Source organism: Pseudomonas mendocina (genome assembly GCA_037482215.1).
GTDB lineage: Bacteria > Pseudomonadota > Gammaproteobacteria > Pseudomonadales > Pseudomonadaceae > Aquipseudomonas > Aquipseudomonas mendocina_E.
The window spans coordinates 259,410-278,723 of record CP148074.1 but is presented as its reverse complement, the minus strand read 5'-3'; the positions used below and the strand labels follow the sequence as shown (position 1 = coordinate 278,723).

17 protein-coding genes and 1 pseudogene are annotated in these 19,314 nt (G+C 57.1%); 6 read left to right on the top strand and 12 right to left on the bottom strand.

Annotated elements, in window-relative coordinates:
• The first annotated feature begins 57 nt into the window (after positions 1-57).
• Positions 58-1,092: an AraC family transcriptional regulator gene (locus WG219_01205; protein WXL26134.1), complete on the top strand. Its 1,035-nt coding sequence runs from the start codon at positions 58-60 to the stop codon at positions 1,090-1,092.
• Here the strand turns inward: WG219_01205 and WG219_01200 are convergent.
• Positions 1,077-2,051 (bottom strand): NAD-dependent epimerase/dehydratase family protein, encoded by a 975-nt coding sequence (locus WG219_01200; GenBank protein WXL26133.1) that lies wholly within the window; start codon positions 2,049-2,051, stop codon positions 1,077-1,079. The genes WG219_01205 and WG219_01200 overlap by 16 nt on opposite strands.
• Positions 2,052-2,256: 205 nt before the next feature.
• Between WG219_01200 and WG219_01195 the strand changes: the two genes are divergently transcribed.
• Positions 2,257-3,270 carry a DUF5924 family protein gene (locus WG219_01195; protein ID WXL26132.1) on the top strand — a complete coding sequence of 338 codons (1,014 nt, stop codon included), beginning with the start codon at positions 2,257-2,259 and terminating at the stop codon, positions 3,268-3,270.
• 24 nt (positions 3,271-3,294) lie between these two features.
• Here WG219_01195 and WG219_01190 read toward each other — a convergent pair whose 3' ends face one another.
• From WG219_01190 to WG219_01180, 3 genes are all read right to left on the bottom strand, one after another.
• Positions 3,295-4,524 carry a nucleoside recognition domain-containing protein gene (locus tag WG219_01190; GenBank protein WXL26131.1) on the bottom strand — a complete coding sequence of 410 codons (1,230 nt, stop codon included), beginning with the start codon at positions 4,522-4,524 and terminating at the stop codon, positions 3,295-3,297.
• Positions 4,525-4,670: 146 nt separating this feature from the next.
• The gene (locus WG219_01185) at positions 4,671-5,132 is read right to left on the bottom strand and encodes an inhibitor of vertebrate lysozyme family protein (protein ID WXL26130.1); all 462 of its coding nucleotides are present in this window, start codon (positions 5,130-5,132) and stop codon (positions 4,671-4,673) included.
• Positions 5,133-5,141: 9 nt separating this feature from the next.
• Positions 5,142-5,303, bottom strand: coding sequence for a DUF1328 domain-containing protein (locus WG219_01180; GenBank protein WXL26129.1), 162 nt, complete (start codon positions 5,301-5,303; stop codon positions 5,142-5,144).
• A gap of 526 nt (positions 5,304-5,829) precedes the next feature.
• On the opposite strand from WG219_01180, the gene WG219_01175 reads away from it, so the two are divergent.
• A complete protein-coding gene (locus WG219_01175; GenBank protein ID WXL26128.1) occupies positions 5,830-7,179 on the top strand; it encodes a sigma-54 dependent transcriptional regulator in 1,350 nt (449 codons plus the stop codon).
• A pseudogene (locus WG219_01170) lies at positions 7,176-8,975 on the top strand (ATP-binding protein). Before WG219_01175 ends, WG219_01170 begins: the two are co-directional and overlap by 4 nt.
• A gap of 5 nt (positions 8,976-8,980) precedes the next feature.
• Here the strand turns inward: WG219_01170 and WG219_01165 are convergent.
• From WG219_01165 to WG219_01135, 7 genes are all read right to left on the bottom strand, one after another.
• Positions 8,981-9,760, bottom strand: coding sequence for an N-acetylmuramoyl-L-alanine amidase (locus tag WG219_01165; protein WXL26127.1), 780 nt, complete (start codon positions 9,758-9,760; stop codon positions 8,981-8,983).
• The gene (locus WG219_01160; protein ID WXL26126.1) at positions 9,757-10,350 is read right to left on the bottom strand and encodes a MarC family protein; all 594 of its coding nucleotides are present in this window, start codon (positions 10,348-10,350) and stop codon (positions 9,757-9,759) included. Before WG219_01160 ends, WG219_01165 begins: the two co-directional genes overlap by 4 nt.
• A gap of 107 nt (positions 10,351-10,457) precedes the next feature.
• Positions 10,458-12,317: a diguanylate cyclase gene (locus tag WG219_01155; protein WXL26125.1), complete on the bottom strand. Its 1,860-nt coding sequence runs from the start codon at positions 12,315-12,317 to the stop codon at positions 10,458-10,460.
• Entirely contained in the window at positions 12,286-13,197 is a 912-nt protein-coding gene (locus WG219_01150) for an endonuclease/exonuclease/phosphatase family protein (GenBank protein WXL26124.1), read from the bottom strand. Before WG219_01150 ends, WG219_01155 begins: the two co-directional genes overlap by 32 nt.
• Before the next feature lie 24 nt (positions 13,198-13,221).
• A complete protein-coding gene (locus WG219_01145) occupies positions 13,222-13,851 on the bottom strand; it encodes a thiol:disulfide interchange protein DsbA/DsbL (protein ID WXL26123.1) in 630 nt (209 codons plus the stop codon).
• 156 nt (positions 13,852-14,007) lie between these two features.
• Positions 14,008-14,613, bottom strand: a complete 606-nt coding sequence (locus tag WG219_01140; protein ID WXL26122.1) for a c-type cytochrome — start codon at positions 14,611-14,613, stop codon at positions 14,008-14,010.
• 47 nt (positions 14,614-14,660) lie between these two features.
• Positions 14,661-14,951 carry a c-type cytochrome gene (locus tag WG219_01135; GenBank protein ID WXL26121.1) on the bottom strand — a complete coding sequence of 97 codons (291 nt, stop codon included), beginning with the start codon at positions 14,949-14,951 and terminating at the stop codon, positions 14,661-14,663.
• A 242-nt stretch (positions 14,952-15,193) separates the two neighbouring features.
• Between WG219_01135 and yihA the strand changes: the two genes are divergently transcribed.
• Positions 15,194-15,841 (top strand): ribosome biogenesis GTP-binding protein YihA/YsxC, encoded by a 648-nt coding sequence (gene yihA, locus WG219_01130; protein ID WXL26120.1) that lies wholly within the window; start codon positions 15,194-15,196, stop codon positions 15,839-15,841.
• 274 nt (positions 15,842-16,115) lie between these two features.
• Here yihA and polA read toward each other — a convergent pair whose 3' ends face one another.
• Positions 16,116-18,950 carry a DNA polymerase I gene (gene polA, locus WG219_01125; GenBank protein WXL26119.1) on the bottom strand — a complete coding sequence of 945 codons (2,835 nt, stop codon included), beginning with the start codon at positions 18,948-18,950 and terminating at the stop codon, positions 16,116-16,118.
• Positions 18,951-19,024: 74 nt separating this feature from the next.
• Between polA and WG219_01120 the strand changes: the two genes are divergently transcribed.
• Positions 19,025-19,309, top strand: a complete 285-nt coding sequence (locus WG219_01120; protein ID WXL26118.1) for a DUF2782 domain-containing protein — start codon at positions 19,025-19,027, stop codon at positions 19,307-19,309.
• Positions 19,310-19,314: the final 5 nt, after the last annotated feature.

Below are 19,314 nucleotides of genomic sequence, written 5' to 3'. Positions count from 1 at the left end.
TCCGCTTCCGATGTCGTGACGCTACCGTCACGCGTCAGCTTTGGGCAGAATCAGCGCATGCCAACTCAACGTCTTGATCCACACCATCATTCCGTCAGCGCCAGCATCACACTCTCGGTGCTGCACGCCGCTGCACGCCTGGGAATTGATCGCACCCAACTGATGCAGGCCTGTGGACTGACGGAGGCTCAGCTCAGCAACCCGGACGCCAGGGTGCCGTTTGCCACGCAGGAAAAGCTCTGGGAGCAGCTCAACCTCATGGATCACCCTGAGCCGGGGCTGGCCATAGGCAGCAACCTGCCACCGGGGCACTTCAATGTGCTGGGCTATATGCTGATGAGCAGCCCGACCCTGGCCGATGCCATCGCCGCCGGTTTGCGCTATCAGCGTCTGGTGGGGGACGGCGGCGAGCTGTGCCTGAGCGAAGACGGTGATGAGCTAAAGCTGATCTATCGTCCCCTGCACCCGGACGCACCACAGACGCGTACCCGAGTGCTGGCGCTGATGGCCTGCTGGATCCAGATGCTGCGCCCCTTGCTGGAGAACTGGCGACTGCTGCGCGCTCAGTTCACCCACCCGCAGCCAGACACATTGATTGAGTACGAACAGATTTTTGCCTGCCCCATGCAGTTTGCGGCAGAGGATTACGCGCTGGTTCTGCCCCGCTCTTTAGCGGCCACAGCGCTGACCCAGGCCAACCCACCGCTGCAAACGCTGCTGCGCCAACATGCGGAAAGCCTGCTGGCGCGCCTGCCCAGCGAAAGCCTGCAAGCTCGTGTAGTAGCCTTGCTGGGGGAACAACTGGCGCGGGGCGAACCCGACCGCAGCCAGCTGGCACAAGCCCTGCACCTGACCGAGCGCACCCTGCAACGACGCCTGGCCGAGGAAGGCAGCAGCTACAAGCAGCTGCTCAACGACACGCGCCAACAGCTGGCTGAACGCTACCTGAGCAGCGGCGACCTACCTGCGGCCGAAATTGCCCTGCTGCTGGGCTACTCGGAGCCCAGCGTTTTCTTCCGTGCGTTCCGCCAGTGGACAGGCCTAACGCCCGGCGAGTACCGCACACGGCAAAAGGCTCAGACGTCGCACTGAGTCTTTTGCGCTTCCAGAAAAGCCATGAATGCCTCCCGTGAGGAGTAGCGTGGCGTATAGCCGAACTCACCCTTAAGGCGCTGGTTACTCAGTACCGGCCGGTAACGCAAAAAGTCCACCTGCTCCGGGCCGTACTGACTCAGGCGCAACGGATGCAGCAGCGCCAACAGGCTCTGAACCAGCGGTGCAGGCAACGCAACATAAGGCTTACGCAAAATACCGGCGATCTCACGCATGGACAGCGCACCGTCACCCGCCAGATTAAAGATGCCTTCAGCGCAGGTTGAAAGCCCCCGGCAGATCACCTCAATGACATCCTGATCCCAGATAAACACGAAAGGACTGTCGCTGCCACGAATCCCCAGGACTGCTCGTTTTTTGAACAGGCTGGTGATCTGGTTACTGACACGCTCCCCCAGAATCGTGCCGGGACGCAAAATCAGTTGTTTGAGTGCAGGATGCTCCTTGCGCACGCTTGCCAGCATGTCCTCGACCTCTCGCTTGTGGCGGGCATAGGCAAAGTGCTCATGGCCGCGCAAAGGCTGATCTTCATCCAGCCACGGGCGATTGTCAGGATGATAGCCATAAGCCGCACCGGAACTGGTCACCACCAGTTGTTCAACACCACAGGCCAACGCCGCATTAACGATGGCGCGAGTACCGCCCACATCAATGGCGTGCAATTGTTGCTCCGTCATGCCCGGTGGCGGTGTCACGACCGAAGCAAGATGAACGATGGCCTGCGGCTGGCAGCTTTGCACACACGCAAGCACATCCGCTGCACGGCTAATATCGAGTTGCATCGACGTTACGTTAGCGGTTAACCACGTCGACGGCTGGGGGCGAATATCCGCAGCGATGAGCGTCCAATGGGGATAATCCATCGCCAGACGGTTGAGCAGCTGCCGACCGATAAAGCCTGCTGCGCCAGTGATCAGCACGCGCTTCGAAGTCTCCACTTAACCGTCTCCTTTGCAGGGCCGCACATGAGTCATAAAGAGCAGAAGGCTACATCCTCGCTCGACATAGGGCAGTGACGCGGGAGGACGAAATGCATGTCAAATCATGCCACTGGCCGGTGATTTTCTCCGTAACCAGCGTATCCTTTGCGCCCGTCCGCGCGTCCCTTCGCCTTACCCTGTCTGAAGCCCCAGTGAGTACGTTATGCCTTGGTGGAAACACTACAGCACGTTGATCATCGACCTGATCAAGCGCCATCCCGGCGTGGTGGCTGTGTTCGGATTTCTATCCGGCGTGGCGAGCTTTGTGCTGGTGGATCGACAAGCAGGCCTGGCCAAAGTCATCGCCGTGGTGATGCTGGTCAGTTGGGTCTGGCTGACGCTGGAGAACATCCTGCGCGAACGCATCTCAAAGCGCTTCGGCTTTGAGATACCGGCACCGGTGTTGCGTTACGCGACACAGATGATCCATCAGGAAAGCCTGTTTTTCGTCCTGCCGTTCTTTTTCATGACCACCACTTGGAACAGTGGCCAAGTCTTGTTCAGCGGCCTGCTGGCCAGCGCAGCGCTGATTTCGATCACTGACCCGCTGTACTACAAATGGTTAGCGCGCAGGCGCTGGATGTACCTGGGTTATCACACCCTAACGCTGTTCGCCGTATTGCTCACCGCACTGCCGATCATTTTCAAATTGACCACCACCCAGAGTTACCAGTTGGCACTGGCGGCTGCGGTGGTTCTGTCATTTCCGTCGCTGTTCTCCACGTTACCCATGCGCCGCTGGTGGCGGGTGGCCATGCTGGTCGGCTTGTTGCTGCTGATCGGTGCAGGCGGCTGGTTCGGCCGCGTCTGGGTGCCACCGGCAACCTTGTGGCTCAATGAGTTCGCCGTCACCAGCAAGTTTGATAACCGCAACCGCACGCCGGGCGAGAGCGTAGAAGTGCTGACCGCTGCCCAACTGCGCAGCTTGGGTCTGTACGCCTACACGGCGATCAGCGCGCCACGGGGGCTCGACGAAAGGATTTACCACGTCTGGACACTCAACGGCCGGGAGATCGACCGTATTGCTCTGGACATTCGCGGCGGGCGCAAAGAGGGCTATCGGGCCTGGACCCACAAACTCAACTTCCCTGCCAGCGCCACAGGCCACTGGCAGGTTCAGGTGCTGACCGAAGCCGGGCAGATGATCGGCGTGCTGCGCTTTGATGTGATCGACTAAAGCGCCAGCAAACGCCGAGGCTGATCAGCCAAAGAACCAGTAACACACCGCGATCGCCGCGATTACCCCGGCCAACTCAGCCAGCAATGCACAGCCAACCGCGTGGCGCACACGCTGAATACCGACGGACCCGAAATACACCGCCAACACATAGAAGGTGGTTTCGGTACTGCCCTGAATCGTCGCGGCGACCAGCGCCGGGAAGCTGTCTACGCCCTGGCTCTGCATGGTTTCGATCAGCATGGCACGGGCTGCACTGCCCGAGAAAGGTTTAACCAGCGCCGTCGGCAACGCATCGACAAAGCGGGTGTCCCAGCCCACCTGCTCGATCAGCCACCGAATGCCATCCAGGCCGAACTCCAATGCCCCGGAGGCACGCAGCACACCCACCGCACATAGCATGGCGACCAGATACGGCAGCAGGCCTTTGGCGACATCGAAGCCTTCTTTCGCGCCTTCGACAAACTCCTCGTAAACCGGCACTTTGCGCAGAGCACCAATGGCCAAAAAAGCCACGATGACACCGAACAGGGTGAGATTACCCAGCAACGATGAAAGACCCGCCAGTGCCGTAGCCGACATCCCGCCCAGCATCGCCATAAAGCCCCCCAGCAGCAGTGCTCCAGGGATCAGATAAGCCAGCACTACCGGGTCCCACAGGCGCAGGCGCTGCATCACCGCCACCGAGAGCAGGCCCACCAGGGTTGAGGCGCTGGTCGCCAGCAGGATGGGCAGGAACACCATGGTGGGATCGGGCGCACCTTGCTGAGCGCGGTACATAAAGATGGTAACCGGCAGCAGCGTCAGCGATGAGGCGTTAAGCACCAGCATCAAGATCTGCGCATTGCTTGCGGTTGTGCTGCTCGGGTTGAGGTCTTGCAGCGCGCGCATGGCCTTGAGGCCAATCGGTGTGGCGGCGTTATCCAGGCCCAGACCATTGGCGGCAAAGTTCATGGTGATCAGCCCCAGCGCAGGGTGGCCACGCGGCACCTCCGGCATCAGCCGTGCGAACAGCGGCCCAAGCAGACGTGCAAGCACATCGACCAGCCCGGCTTTTTCAGCGATTCGCAGCAGGCCCATCCACAGTGTCAGGGTGCCGAATAACAGCACCATGACCTCAACTGAAAGTTTGGCCATGGCGAACAGGCTTTCTACCATGGCCCCGAACACGGCCGGATCGTCCCCGATCAGCCAGCGATATAGGCCGGCGACCGCCGCCACCAGAAAGAATCCAAGCCAGAGGGTATTGAGCATGCTGCCACTCCATCAATCACTGGCCGGGATGATACCGCGCCTGCACGTGACAGAGTGGTCTACGTCTTACAAGAAAGCGACTGCGCAGCGGCTGCCAGTTACAGGATATGAAGCTGCCGGGTTATTTAAGCCCTGCAGCGATCGGATCAGTGCCAATTGGGGTCGCTTTGCAGTTGCTCGTCCAGCAGTTTGCGCACTTCAAAGCCCGGCCCGCCAAGCCAGCGGTGTACCGCCCTGTTGCTGGGTGCCTCACCTTCGGCCAAATCGTCTGGAACGGTCACATACAGGGCATCGACATCCTTTTTGTCAGGAGCAAATGCGACGTACAGGCGGTTATTAAAGCAGTCGTGGGGCTTACACAAGCTTGCAACACGGTAGGTGCCAGCCCCAGTCTTGAACGTCTGCACCGGCGTAGACACGCCTTCCAGGTTAACCACCCACTGCGGTAATCCTGAGTCCTGGCCCGCTAATTTCGCCCAACTCTGCTGATAGGCCGGTTCTCGGCTTATCAGTTCATTGATGTGAATTTCAGCATCCGTGCTGGCGGCCAGTGCCGCCGCACTGCTGCCGAGCAATAGGGCAGCAAGCAGCGATTCATAAGCTCTCATTCATTCTCCCTAACCTTTGCGACGTCCCATCACAAAGGACACGATAAACATCACCAAAAAGACCACAAAGAGGATTTTGGCAATCCCGGTTGCAGTACCTGCGATACCACCAAAGCCCAATACTGCAGCGATGATAGCGATGACCAGAAAGGTAATAGCCCAACTCAACATAGCAACACTCCTTGCTTGCATGCGCCAGCGGCGCGAAAGGTCCTCAGGGAACTCCCATCGAACCGGGGTCCGTGCCGGTGTTGCTGTGAGCTGAATCAATCACTGCACTGTCATCACGTTTAAGCGGCTGCCCTTCCTGGGCTGAACCCGCTTGGTTCGTTAGATCAGCAGTACTTGAATCGGTTCACACCACACCGGGCTCTAACGGGCTCAAAGGCCCCGTTTACAGCCTTGCATTGCACCGTCTATCCACTCGTTACCTTCACCGTGGCTGTGCGGCTAATCCGCAACTATGGTGAATAGGCACACAAGTGCAGTCGGCACTGCCGCCCGTCGCAGCATTACTGACTGCATTACAACTGTCGTGCCAGCTTTTGAAACATAGACAACCGCTTAGAAATCAATGAATTACAAACACCCCTCATCTACACAAGACATGCACCTTGCACGATGCCCCTACCGGCTCGTGCAACTTGCAATGCGTGTAGCGGACTAATTTTGTGAACTTGCTTTTAAGGAGAAAGGTATGCGCACAGGAACTGAAGACCTTATCCCCGGCCGTGTTCTGCTTGTCGATGACGAGCCAGCCATCCTGCGAACCTTCCGCTATTGCCTAGAAGATCAGGGCTATCAGGTTCGTACCGCAGCCTGCACAGCTCAGGTTACGACGCTATTGCATCGTCAGGTCTTCGATCTGTGCTTTCTCGATCTTCGTTTAGGCAGCGAAGATGGCCTGCAAGTCCTCGCCTACATGCGCCAGCATGCTCCCTGGATGCGCGTGGTCATCGTTACAGCCCACTCCGCAATCGACACCGCTGTCGATGCAATCCAAGCAGGTGCAGCGGATTATCTGGTCAAACCCTGCACACCTGAACAACTGCGACAGGCGGCCAGCAAGCAACTGCAAGCCAAACAGGCCAATGAACAGCTAAAGCAGCAGGCGCACAAACCTGAGCACGCACTGGACTCGCACAGCCCAAACCTGATGAGTGTGCTGGAGACTGCACGCCAAGTTGCCACCACAGACGCTAACGTCCTTATTCTCGGAGAGTCCGGCACAGGTAAAGGCGAACTTGCCCAAGCCATTCACCGCTGGAGCAAACGCGCAAAGAAATCCTGCGTCACCATTAACTGCCCTTCGCTTACCGCAGAGTTAATGGAAAGCGAGCTGTTTGGGCACAACCGTGGGGCCTTTACTGGCGCCAGCGAAAGCACTCACGGCCGCGTCAGTCAGGCTGACGGCGGCAGCTTGTTCCTCGACGAAATCGGTGACTTCCCGCTGATCTTGCAACCGAAGTTGCTGCGCTTTATTCAGGACAAAGAATACGAACGCATAGGAGACCCACAGACCCGGCGTGCCGACGTCCGGATTCTTTCAGCCACCAACCTGCCACTTGAGGAAATGGTTCGCCAGGGCCGCTTCCGCGAAGACCTGCTCTACCGCCTGAACGTCATTACCCTGACCCTGCCACCATTGCGGGAGCGGCGCGAAGACATCCTCGATCTGGCCGACAGCTTCCTCGCACAGTTCGTCATTGACTATGCCCGCCCGGCCCGCAGCTTCAGCGATGAGGCGAGGGAAGCCCTGCTGTACCATCCATGGCCAGGCAACATCCGCGAACTGCGCAATGTGGTGGAGCGAGCCAGCATCATCTGCAACGAAGAGCAGGTGCAACTGAATCACCTGGGCCTGACCCCACAGAGCGGCGCCGTAGCCACAGCCCCACAGATTGGTGATCAGCTCAGCCTGGAGGCCTTGGAACGCGCGCACATCAGCGCGGTAGTGGCCAACAGCAGAAGCCTCGACCAAGCGGCTAAAACGCTCGGCATCGACGCTTCAACGCTTTACCGCAAACGTAAACAGTTGAGCCTGTGAAGCTACGCAGCAAACTCTTCCTCGGCAGCAGTGCTCTGGTCACGGTTGCTTTGGCCGGGCTAATGCTGGCTGTGTTCAGCGTGCTCCAGCTAACCCAGGCCAAAAACCAAGCCATGGTTCAGCACCTGCGCACGATTGAAGCCAGCATGGGCATGCATCAGGAGCTGAGTAAGCAGGTTGTGCTGTTGCTGGCCGAAGAGTTGGATCGGGAGGCTCTCAAACAGTCTGATTTACGCTTCAAAGGCTGGCTGGAGAAAGCGGCTATGGTGGTCCACGATCCGAGTGAGCGACATGCCATCGATCAAGTCGCTCAGGCCTATCAACAACTCGACGGGCTGCTGGCCAAACCGCTGACGGTGCGTCGGCAGCTGCTCAACAATGACGGTTTCGGCAACGCCATCGAGGTACTGCGCGACAACATCTACAACATTCAACTGCACTAAATTCAGGCGGTGGAGATTGAAGAGCAGCGCAGCCAACAGCGCGCTTGGTTAATCGCCATACTGCTGGGCGTAACCGGCCTGGCAGTGCTGGTCATTGGATATATCACCGCCCACACCATCGCCCAGCGTTTTGGCCGCCCTATCGAGGCTCTGGCTCGTGCTGCCGATCAAATCGGCAAGGGCGACTTCAAAGTCGTGCTGCCCGTCACTACCGTGGCGGAAATGGCCGCCCTGAGCCAACGATTTGGCCTTATGGCCGAGGCCCTGCGTGAATTCAAAAACAGCGATGTGAAAGCGCTCCAAGCGGAACAGCAACAGCTACAGGGCGTACTCGACAGCATCAACGATGGCCTGCTGATTGTTGATTGCAGTGGCCATATCGAACACTTCAATCCAGTGGCACAGCGTCAACTGGGCTGGAGCCATGAGCACCTTGGGCAACCGCTGTCTGATGCGCTGGATCACAGCGAACTGGTCGAAAAACTTAGCCAGGCCCTGCGTGGTGAACTCATTGAGTCCGACTTTAAAGACTTGCCGGTCAACATCGACGGTGAAATACGGCTGCTCGCATATAACCTATCCACCATTAACCTTGAGGACGGACGCATGCTTGGCGCGGTTATGGTGCTGCGCGATGTGACCGAACAACGTGCCTTTGAGCGGGTGCGCAGCGAATTCGTTTTGCGCGCCTCCCATGAATTACGCACACCTGTCACCGGCATGCTGATGGCCTTTTCGTTACTGCGAGAAGGCATGCCGCCACCGGCCAACGCACGGGAATCTGACTTGCTCAATACAGTTGAGGAAGAAATGAACCGCCTGCTGCGGCTTATCAATGACCTGCTCAATGTGTCGCGCTACCAACATGGTTTACAAACACTTGAACGCAGCGACTGTGCCATAGCGCCGTTATTGCAGCGTGCTCAGCAGCGTTTTGTCGCCCAGGCCCGAGAACAAGGCGTCACCCTCAGTTGTGAAATCCATGGTGAGCTGCCAGAGATACAGATCGACCCGATCCAAATCGAGCGGGTGCTGGACAACCTGATCGCCAATGCCTTACGGCACAGTTACGCCAAGGGATTCATCCGCTTGCGCGCGCGCCTGCTGACCGAGCGGCTGGTGGTCTCGGTTGAGGACAACGGCGAAGGGATTCCCTACCAGCAGCAGAGCCGAATCTTCGAGCCCTTTATACAGGTCAGCCCAAAGAAAGGAGGGGCTGGGCTGGGTTTGGCACTGTGCAAAGAGATCGTCCAGTTACACGGCGGCCATATGGGTGTGAATTCACGCTCAGGACAGGGTTCGCAGTTCTACCTGTCACTACCGCTTAAAGCAGTAGCGCAGGCAGAACGGTAAACGGGTTACTTCTGCAAACTGTTGGTGACCAGCAACAGCGCGGCCGTCTCCGCGTCTGGCTGCCCGTCATAACGCGCCGGGCGGTACTTCATCTGGAAAGCAGCGATCACATTGCGGGTGGCCTTATCCAGTTCGCCGGTAAGTGGCACTTCGTAGCCGTAATGCTGCAGCTGCTCCTGGAACCACAGCACACTCGGCAAACTGGCACTGAAGTAGGCACGCTGACGCGCCACCTGAGCAGCATCCGGCCACGGCATCAAGCCAGCATCAGCCAGACGCTTCCAAGGGAACAATGGGCCTGGGTCACTTTTACGCTGCGGTGCAATATCGCTGTGAGCAATGATGCTGCCTGGCGGCAGGTTGTGGCGTTGCATGATGTCCTTAAGCAAAGGGATCAACGCATCAATCTGCTCTGGCGAAAACGGCTGCCAATAACGCCCTTTGGGGGTGTCATAAAAGCCCTGATTAACCAGTTCTATGCCGATGGTGGTGCCGTTGAGCCAAGTCCGTCCTTGCCACTGGCTGACACCGGCATGCCAGGCGCGGCGATTCTCATCAACAAGCCGATAGATCGTTGCTGGCTTTTCAGCAATCAGGTAGTGGCTGCTCACCTCACCTTGCGTCAGCAAGTGCAGTGAGCGCTGCAAATCGGCCGAGGTGTAGTGCAGCACGATGTACTGCACACGGCTGTTCTGGCCTTTTGAGGTGTAGGTGTCATCAATACGCAGGCCCGTACTGCAACCGGCCAACACAAACATCAGGATGCTAAGAAAAAAAACTTTCATGGGGTGATATGCAACACGCTTTGCAGGTTATCCAGCAGCATATCGACACTGAGCATAATCAACAGCATGCCCATCAGCCGCTCCACTGCGGTCAGCCCGCGGGGTCCGAGAAAGCGTTGCAGAAAAGATGCCTGCAACAAGATACACGCCGTGGCGGCCCATGCCAGCAGCACACCGGCATACAGCTCCCATACGGGCCCCTCGTGTGTGTTGCGTAGGGTCATCAGCACTGCCAGCGCCGATGGGCCAGCCACTGCCGGGGTGGCCAAGGGTACGAGCAAAGGCTCTCCATCTGGCACATCCCCCAAGACCCCTTGCGGGCCTGGGAAAATCAGGCGCATGGCAATCACAAACAAGATGATGCCGCCAGCAATCGCTGTTGCCTCACGGGATAGCCCCAAGGCGCTGAGTAATTTGTCACCGAAGGTCAGGAACACCAGCAACAGCAGCAGCGCGAACAACAACTCACGGGCAGCCACCTTGAGCCTGCGCGCAGGTGGTACGTTTTTCAGGGCAGCGATAAAAATGGCGATATTGCCGAAGGGGTCAGTGACCAGAAAGACCAAGGCCGCGATGCCAAATATTTCCATATCCGCTCCTAAAAAGGGGCCAGAGTTTAGTGCTTATTGCCACAGTAAACCCAGGCCATTTGGCAGAAATACTGTCCAGTTGGTCAAATCACAGCTTCCATCTGCGGTTAACCCAACTCGATGCGGTTACGCCCTCCGTTTTTAGCCCGGTATAACGCCTGATCCGCACGCTCAAATACATCTTCAGCAGGCTCTCCGGCGCTGAAGGCACTCAAACCACCCGACAGTGTGATAACAACCCGCTCTCCACGGAAGTGGAACGGGCACTGTTCAATCGCACTGCGCAGGCTCTGCAGCAATTGTTCTCCGCCCTCTAGCGGGGTTGAAGGCAACAGGATGACAAACTCTTCGCCACCAAAGCGGGCGATGAAGTCTGTTTTACGCAGGCGCTTGGCCAACTCACTGGCAATAATCCGCAGGACCTTGTCGCCCGCCTGGTGTCCGTAGCTGTCGTTGATGCGTTTGAAATAATCAATATCCAGAATGGCCATCAACAGCTCACCGCCGTAACGCTGCAGCCGTGCCATTTCAATCTCAAGACGCTCATTCCAACCCGCGCGATTGGACAGCCCGGTCAGAGGATCAATCAGCGCCTTCTGCCGCTGCTCCTCAAGGTGATCCCGGAAACCCTGAGCTTCCTGCTCCATTTCAGCCACACGCACAGTCAGTTCTTGCAAGCGCTGAGTAATCTGCGCTTCGCGACCCTCATGAGTTTTCTGGTGCTCGACAACGGTTGTCAGCAAACCGTCCAGCCGCTCCTCCAGAGACATCTTCAGACTGGGTAAGTCCACAGCCTCCTGCACGCTGGCCTGCAAGCCGGAGACCTGCTCACGCAACTCCTGATTGAAGCTACGTACACTTTCAACAGACTCGCTGTAACCTTCGTGGGCCTCACTCAACGTGCCGAGGAAGGACTCCAAACGCTGGTTGAGCTGCTTGAGGTAGCTGACGAACTCCTGCTCACCGGTGCTACTCATGGCCCGAATCAGCACCACGATGTCATCCAGAACCGGGACCAGCTCATACCAGTTCAGCCCGCCATCAATTCTCTGCCGCAACGTCTGTTCTTGGGCCTGATGGTGCGAGGGCAATTGCAACTCATCCAGCAGACGTAGCAGGCAGGCGGCGATATGAGGAGCGACCGTGCTATACCCTGGTTCCAGTGGGTCCGGCAGGGAATAGGTTTCATCGTCCTCGTCCGCGGGTGCGCTCGCCAACATGGCAACTTGCTCCTGCGACGGCGCGGCTGCGGCCACATTCTCAGCACAAACTACAGCCGGAGCCTCCAGCGGCGCGTCAACTGTATCAGCGGCTTTGGCCACAGGCTCAGGGGCGGATTCATCCTTTACAGGTTGCGAGTAAGACTCGACAGCAAGCGGCTCTGGGGCAAGGCTATCAGCAGCGGCCTGAGGCACCTCACTGGCGGTAGTGGCAGCAGCTGATCCATCCGCAGAGCTGCCAAACAAACGCTGCAAAAAGCCAGGACGAGGCGTGTCTGAGCTCACAGCATCCAACACCTGCTCTTGCAGTGAGCCCAGCTCACTGAGCAAACCTGGTATGCCTGATGAATGGCTGGCGCGTTGCTCGATCTGGCGGGAGAACTGCTTCAGCGACTTACGCACATCCCGGGGTAAGTCCATCGTCAGCAATTGGCTGGTCAGCCGGGTTATACCGGCAATGTTTTGCTCGACGCGCTCCTCACGACGTTTTTCAGAAAGCAGAACCGCCTTCTCCAAACGGGGAATCAGGGCCGACATGCCTGTGTCGATATCATTGCGCCGAAGCAGCTCGCGCAACTCCTGCATGCAACTGTCTACCGCTTTGTCGCTGCCTTCAGCGGCCAGCGAGCTACGCACCAGCCCCCGACGCAAGAGATCCAGCCGTGTCTGCCAGAGCTGCTCGCGCTGCTCCTGCTGTTCCAGGCCTTCCAGATACTTACTTTTCCAGCGCTGGGTTTCGTCGCTCATTGTTACAGTCCATGCCTGCAAATTCACCAAGGATAGGCGTACCAACACCAAAGAGTGAAGTAGGCAATCGAATTTGTACTGCAACAGGCAAATGATCGGAGATCGGTAGCGGCAATACCTCGCACCGCTCAATAGCAAGGCCGGGGCTGATCAGGATGTGATCCAAGCAGCGCTGCGGCTGCCAGCTTGGGAACGTGGCAGCCACTTGAGGGGCACACAGTCCAAGATCACGCAGCGGAGAATGCTGCAGCAGATCCACTGCATGAGTATTCATATCGCCCATCAGCACGTGATGGCGATAGTCGCTGAGCAACTCGCGGATATAGGCCAACTGCCGGGTACGCGCCCGGGCACCAAGAGCCAGGTGCATCATGACCACTGCCACTGCATCCGCGCCTTCTCCGAGACGCACCAACACGGCTCCCCGACCACGTGGACCCGGCAATGGATGATCTTCCAGCAAAGAAGGACGCAGACGGCTCAACACGCCGTTGCTGTGCTGAGCAAAACGACCAAGGTTGCGGTTAAGCTGCTGGTACCAATAAGGAAAGCCGCCAAGCCGGGCCAGATGCTCGACCTGATTAACATAGCCGGAGCGCAAGCTGCCGCCATCGGCCTCCTGCAATGCAACGAGATCAAAATCGTGCAGAACCTGACCAATGCGTTGCAGGTTCAGGTGCCGCCCCGCAGTCGGCAGCACATGCTGCCAGCTGCGAGTCAGGTAATGGTGATAGCGTTGGGTGCTGATCCCTACCTGAATATTGAAGCTTAGTAAGCGCAGGACGCCATTGGCTGGCCACTCCTGCTGCGCTTCGCAGGCCGGATTGACCTGTGGATCGCACAGGTCAATAGAGCGTCTGGCCGGCCAGCGTTTGCGCATTTACACACCCATCCGAACGACCAGTTACTGAGCACCGCGCTCTTTTTGGATCAGGAAATCAGCAACCTGCAGCGCCTGGTCAGGACCGCCCGAGCTACCAATATCGAAACGATATTTGCCGTTAACAATCATCACAGGCACACCAGTGATTTGATAAGCCATGGCCAGTTTCTTAGCTTTCTCAACCTGCCCCTTCACGGCGAAAGAGTTGTAGGTCTTGAGGAACTCATCCTTATCCACGCCTTGGGTAGCGAGGAAGTCAGCCATCTCTTCAGGCGTTGCGAGTTTTTTGCCCTGAACGTGAATGGCGTTGAAGATAGCAGCATGAACACTGTGCTCAGCCTTCATGGCTTCCAGCGTGATGAACATCTGGCCATGAACGTTCCACATGCCACCGAACATTGCAGGAATGCGACGGAAGTTCACGTCCTCAGGCAGTTTCTCAATCCACGGATTGATAGTTTCTTCGAACTTGTAGCAGTGGCCACAGCCATACCAGAACAGTTCAATGACCTCAATTTTGCCCGGCTCAGAAACCGGAACAGGGTTACTCAGCTCAACGTACTGTTTGCCCGCTTCAATTGGCTCAGCGTTAGCTGTAACAGCAAACAGGCTGGCAGCGGCAAGTGCAGCACCGAGAATCAGATTACGCATGAATGACTCCTTGGAGACTAAACAGTACAGAGCAGTATGGGAGAGCTTTCGACTTATATGTCTGAAGTCGGTTCCGCTCATTGTAGCGGGGCCAACAACGAAATAGGGTGGCCGAAGCCACCCTATTCATGCAGAGCATTTCAAACTGCTACAGAATCAATGCAGACCCTGAATGTAGCTGGACAGCGCTTCGATGTCCTTGTTGCTCAGCTTGGCAGCGATGGAACGCATGATCATGCTGTCGCCATCGTTGGTACGGTTGCCTTCACGGAAGTCAGTCAGTTGCTTGGCAATGTACTGAGCGTGCTGGCCACCCAAATGCGGGTATGCAGCGGCTGCGATACCAGCACCATTCGGGGAATGGCAACCGGTGCACGCTGGCATGCCTTCATCCAGTTTGCCACCACGGAACAACGCTTCACCGCGTTCAACCAGTTTTGGATCAGCTGCGCCAACACTCATTTTCTGGCTAGCGAAGTAGGCCGCGATATCAGCCAGATCCTGATCGTTCAGGCCATCCAGCATGCCAGTCATTTCCAGCACGGTACGCTGCCCAGACTTAATGTCTTTCAGCTGCTTGAGCAAATAGCGCTCGCCCTGCCCGGCCAGTTTGGGAAAGTTTGGCGCAACGCTGTTGCCATCCGCATTATGGCAGGCACCACACACCACAACCTTACCCTGGCCGGCTTCAGCATTGCCTGCGGCATGTGCCAGGCCGGTGATGCCCAGGGTCAACAGCAGACTCACGAGTACTTTGTTCATCAGCTAATCCAATTTACGGCTAAGAGAAATAGTTTATTAAGCCGGGCTTACTCTGACATCAACTTGATGAGTGCCAGGTAATCCTCAGCGCTACAGTCCATACACATCCCACGCGGCGGCATCGCATTCAGGCCGTTGGTTACACTGCGGACCAAGGCATCAGAGCCTTTTTCCAACCGTTTTTGCCAAGCAACCTTGTCACCACGCGCCGGGGCGATTGGGATCTGACCGTTATGACAAATCCCGCACGAACGCGCATAAACAGCTTCTGTGTCCTGTGCAGCCTGCACACTAAAGGACAGTGCCAATACACTGGCTGCAAACAACAATTTTGTCATCAGATCGTCCTCTCCAAGCGGGGAGTACTCTGCTTCTTATGGCAGATGATCTTGACCTGTACCACGCACACAACTCAACATTGTTGTAGAAAGCGCACACAAAATCTGCGCCATTATATACTGGCGACAATGAAACGGAAACGAGGCAGCTTGCTGTGCCAGGCACACAAAAGCAGACTGCGCTCATATGTCGCAAGGGCAGCCCGCCTGTTACCCGCCCACGCCCTCCCACGGATACCCCAATGCAAGCTAAAAACCCGATCATCGGCCTTTGTCAGCAGGCCAGTTTTCTTATCAGCGCAGCCAAAGTTGAGCAGTGCCCTGAAGACAGCGGCTATGAAATCGCTTTTGCCGGTCGCTCTAACGCTGGTAAATCCAGCGCATTGAACACCCTGACCCATGCCAGCTTGGCCCGCACATCGAAAACCCCAGGCCGCACTCAACTGCTGAACTTCTTCAGTTTGGACGAGGATCGCCGCCTGGTCGACCTACCGGGTTATGGCTACGCGAAAGTGCCAATCCCGCTGAAAATGCACTGGCAAAAACACCTAGAAGCTTATTTGGGCAGCCGTGAATGCCTGCGCGGCTTGATTCTGATGATGGATATCCGCCATCCGCTGACCGAGTTCGACGAGATGATGCTGGACTGGTCTACAGCCAGCGGCATGCCCATGCACATTCTTTTGACCAAGGCCGACAAACTGGCTTTTGGCGCAGCTAAGAACACCTTGCTGAAGGTTCAGCAGGAAATTCGCAAGCGCTGGGGCGACCGAATCAGCATCCAGTTGTTCTCTGCACCTAAACGTCAAGGCATCGAACAAGCCCAGAGTGTGTTGGCGCAGTGGTTTGAGCTGGGAGAGTTTGCTCAACCGGATGAGGCGCAGGACTGAAGGTAAAAAAAACTCCGAACCTCTTATGGGGAGGGAGATTCGGAGTTTAATAATCTGAACCGCTAGGGCGGGGTTCAGATGTCTGCCAACACTTAACACAACAAAGGAGCATCGAAGGGCATCTCTGCCATTCGTAATCTCTGACCCAGGCCTTACGAGGAAAGTTCAGGATTTTTTAAATCCATTAGCTATAAGCACTGCGGATTGATCAGGATCAATGCATAAGCGAGAGATATCCGGGTTCACCCCCGGATATCTGAACTCTTGTACAAGCTTAGTGTGCTTCGTCCCAATTTCCACCGACACCGACCTCAACCAGCAGCGGCACGTCTAACTCGGCAGCCCCGCCCATCAGCGGTTTAATCTGCTCAGTCACCTGAGCCACCAAGTCTTCGCGCACCTCAAGCACCAGTTCGTCATGAACCTGCAGGATGACCTTGGCATCGATGCCAGACTCACTCAGCCAGTTATCCACAGCCACCATGGCACGCTTGATGATGTCCGCGGCAGTTCCCTGCATGGGCGCGTTGATCGCGGTGCGCTCAGCACCTTTGCGCAGCGCCGGGTTTTTCGCATGGATATCCGGCAGGTACAAACGGCGGCCGAACAGGGTTTCTACGTAACCCTGCTCCGCAGCCTGCTCGCGAGTGCGATCCATATAGGCCTGAACCCCCGGATAGCGGGCGAAGTACAGGTCGATATAAGCCTGCGCCTGCTTGCGGTCACAGCCGATCTGCTTGGCCAGGCCAAACGCGCTCATGCCATAAATCAAGCCGAAGTTAATAGCCTTAGCGCTGCGGCGCTGATCGCTGGTCACCTCGTCCAGCGGTACGCCGAAGACCTCTGCGGCAGTTGCCTTGTGCACATCGCGACCATTGCGGAAGGCCTCTAGCAGCCCTTCATCCTTAGCCAGGTGGGCCATGATGCGCAGCTCGATCTGGGAATAGTCCGCCGCCAATAGCTTATAGCCTTCAGGGGCAACGAAAGCCTGACGAATACGACGCCCTTCGGCTGTGCGAATCGGGATGTTCTGCAAGTTCGGGTCAGTCGAGGACAGACGCCCAGTGGCCGCCACCGCTTGGTGGTAGCTGGTGTGAATTCGCCCGGTGCGCGGATTAATCTGCTCAGGCAGGCGGTCTGTGTAAGTGCTTTTGAGCTTACTCAGGCTGCGGTACTGCATGAGCACCTTGGGTAGCTCATGGTCCTGATCGGCCAGTTCCTGCAATACCGCCTCGGCGGTGGAAGGCTGGCCCTTGGCGGTTTTACTCAGGACTGGCAGGCCCAGCTTTTCATAGAGAATCGTGCCGAGCTGCTTAGGCGATGCCAAGTTGAACTCTTCACCGGCGATCTCAAACGCCTGACGCTCCAGTGCCACCAATTTCTCACCCAGCTCCTGACTTTGCAGGCCAAGCAGATTGGCATCCACCAGCGCACCTTGCCGCTCAATGCGCGCCAGCACCGGCACCAGCGGCATGTCGATTTCCTGCAACACCTTGGCCAGGCTCGGCTCAGCCTGCAGCTTGCTCCACAGATGCTGATGCAAACGCAGGGTCACGTCAGCATCTTCTGCCGCATAGGGCGCGGCCTGTTCCAGCTCGATCTGGTCAAAGGTCAGTTGCTTGGCGCCTTTGCCGGCAATGTCTTCGAAACGGATGGTGCTGTGATCCAGATATTTCAGGGCCAGGCTGTCCATATCGTGACGCGTGGCGGTGGAGTCCAGCACGTAGGATTCCAACATGGTGTCAAAGGCTACGCCCTGCACGCTAATCGGCGTGGAGGCATTAGCCAGGATATTCATGTCGTACTTAGCGTGTTGACCGACCTTGAGCGTTTTGGAGTTTTCCAGTATCGGCTTCAGTGCCTTTAACACTTCATCCCGATCCAGTTGAGCGGGTACCCCCATATAGGAGTGAGCAACCGGGATATACACCGCCTCACCCGGCTTGACCGCAAAAGACAGGCCGACCAATTGAGCTTGCTGCGAATCCAACCCAGTGGTTTCCGTGTCGAAAGCAATCAGCTCAGCGCTTTCGAGGGTTTTCAGCCAAGCATCGAAGTCATCCTGAGTGAGAATGCAACGGTATTCGCCACTTACAGCGGCCTGAGCAGGTTCACTCGGCGCATCAGCCACCACGGCGGGCTTCTCTGCTGAAGTTTGCGGCGCACTGGCGCTCGGAGCCAGCGCGAACAGATCATCATCCAGCGCTTTGGGTTGAGCCTTGGCAGCGGGATTGTTACGCACCAGCTCGTCACGCCAGCTTTTGAACTCCAACTCGCTGTACAACTCCATCAACACAGGTACATCCACCTCGCCTGGGTGTAGGGAATCGATTTCAATGTCCAGCGGCACGTCCAACTTGATGGTCGCCAGAGCGTAGGACAAGTACGCCATCTCGCGATGTTCGGTGAGCTTGGCTGGCAGTGTCTTGGCACCACGGATCGGCAACTCCGGGACTTTATCCAGATTCGCGTAAAGCACATCCAGGCCGCCGCCCACACCGGTTAGCAGACCTAATGCGGTTTTCTCGCCCACGCCCGGGACGCCGGGAATGTTGTCGACCTTATCGCCCATCAGCGCCAGGTAGTCGATGATCAACTCAGGACCGACACCGAATTTCTCTTTAACGCCATCAATGTCGTAGACACTTCCCGTCATGGTGTTGACCAGCGTAACGTGCGGACAAACCAGCTGCGCCATGTCCTTGTCGCCGGTGGAGATGACTACGTCGCGACCGCCGTTTGCGCATTGCCGGGCCAGGGTGCCGATCACGTCGTCGGCCTCTACCCCCTCAACGCACAGCAGCGGATAGCCCAGGGCACGCACACTGGCGTGCAACGGCTCGATCTGAACCCGCAGCTCATCCGGCATGGACGGACGATTGGCCTTGTAGTCGGCGAACATTTCATCGCGGAACGTGCCGCCCTTGGCGTCGAACACCACTGCGAACGGGCTCTTGGGATACTGTTTGCGCAGGCTCTTGAGCATGTTCAGTACGCCCTTAACGGCGCCGGTAGGCAACCCTTTGGACGTCGTCAGTGGCGGCAGCGCGTGAAAGGCACGGTACAGGTAAGAGGAACCGTCCACGAGGACTAACGGAGCTTGGCTCATGTTCAAGATCAACCTTTTCAGCGGGGGCGAGGCTAGAATGGCCACACCAATGCACACAAAAAGGTAAGGGTATCATGCGTACACTGAATAGCCTGTTGCTGGCCGGACTACTCGCCGTCACATGTGTGACTGCCCAGGCGGAAGAGCCTGTAAGCGCCGAACCAGATGTAACCATTCGTCAGGACGGTGATCGCACCATCCACGAATACCGTCTCAATGGTTTTTTGTACGCGATTAAAGTCACGCCGAAAAACGGTAAGCCCTATTTTCTGGTGCGCGCTGATGGCAGTGACGGCAAGTTCATACGCTCGGACAGCCCGGATATGTTGATTCCGGCCTGGGAAATTTTCAGCTGGTAAGAAGG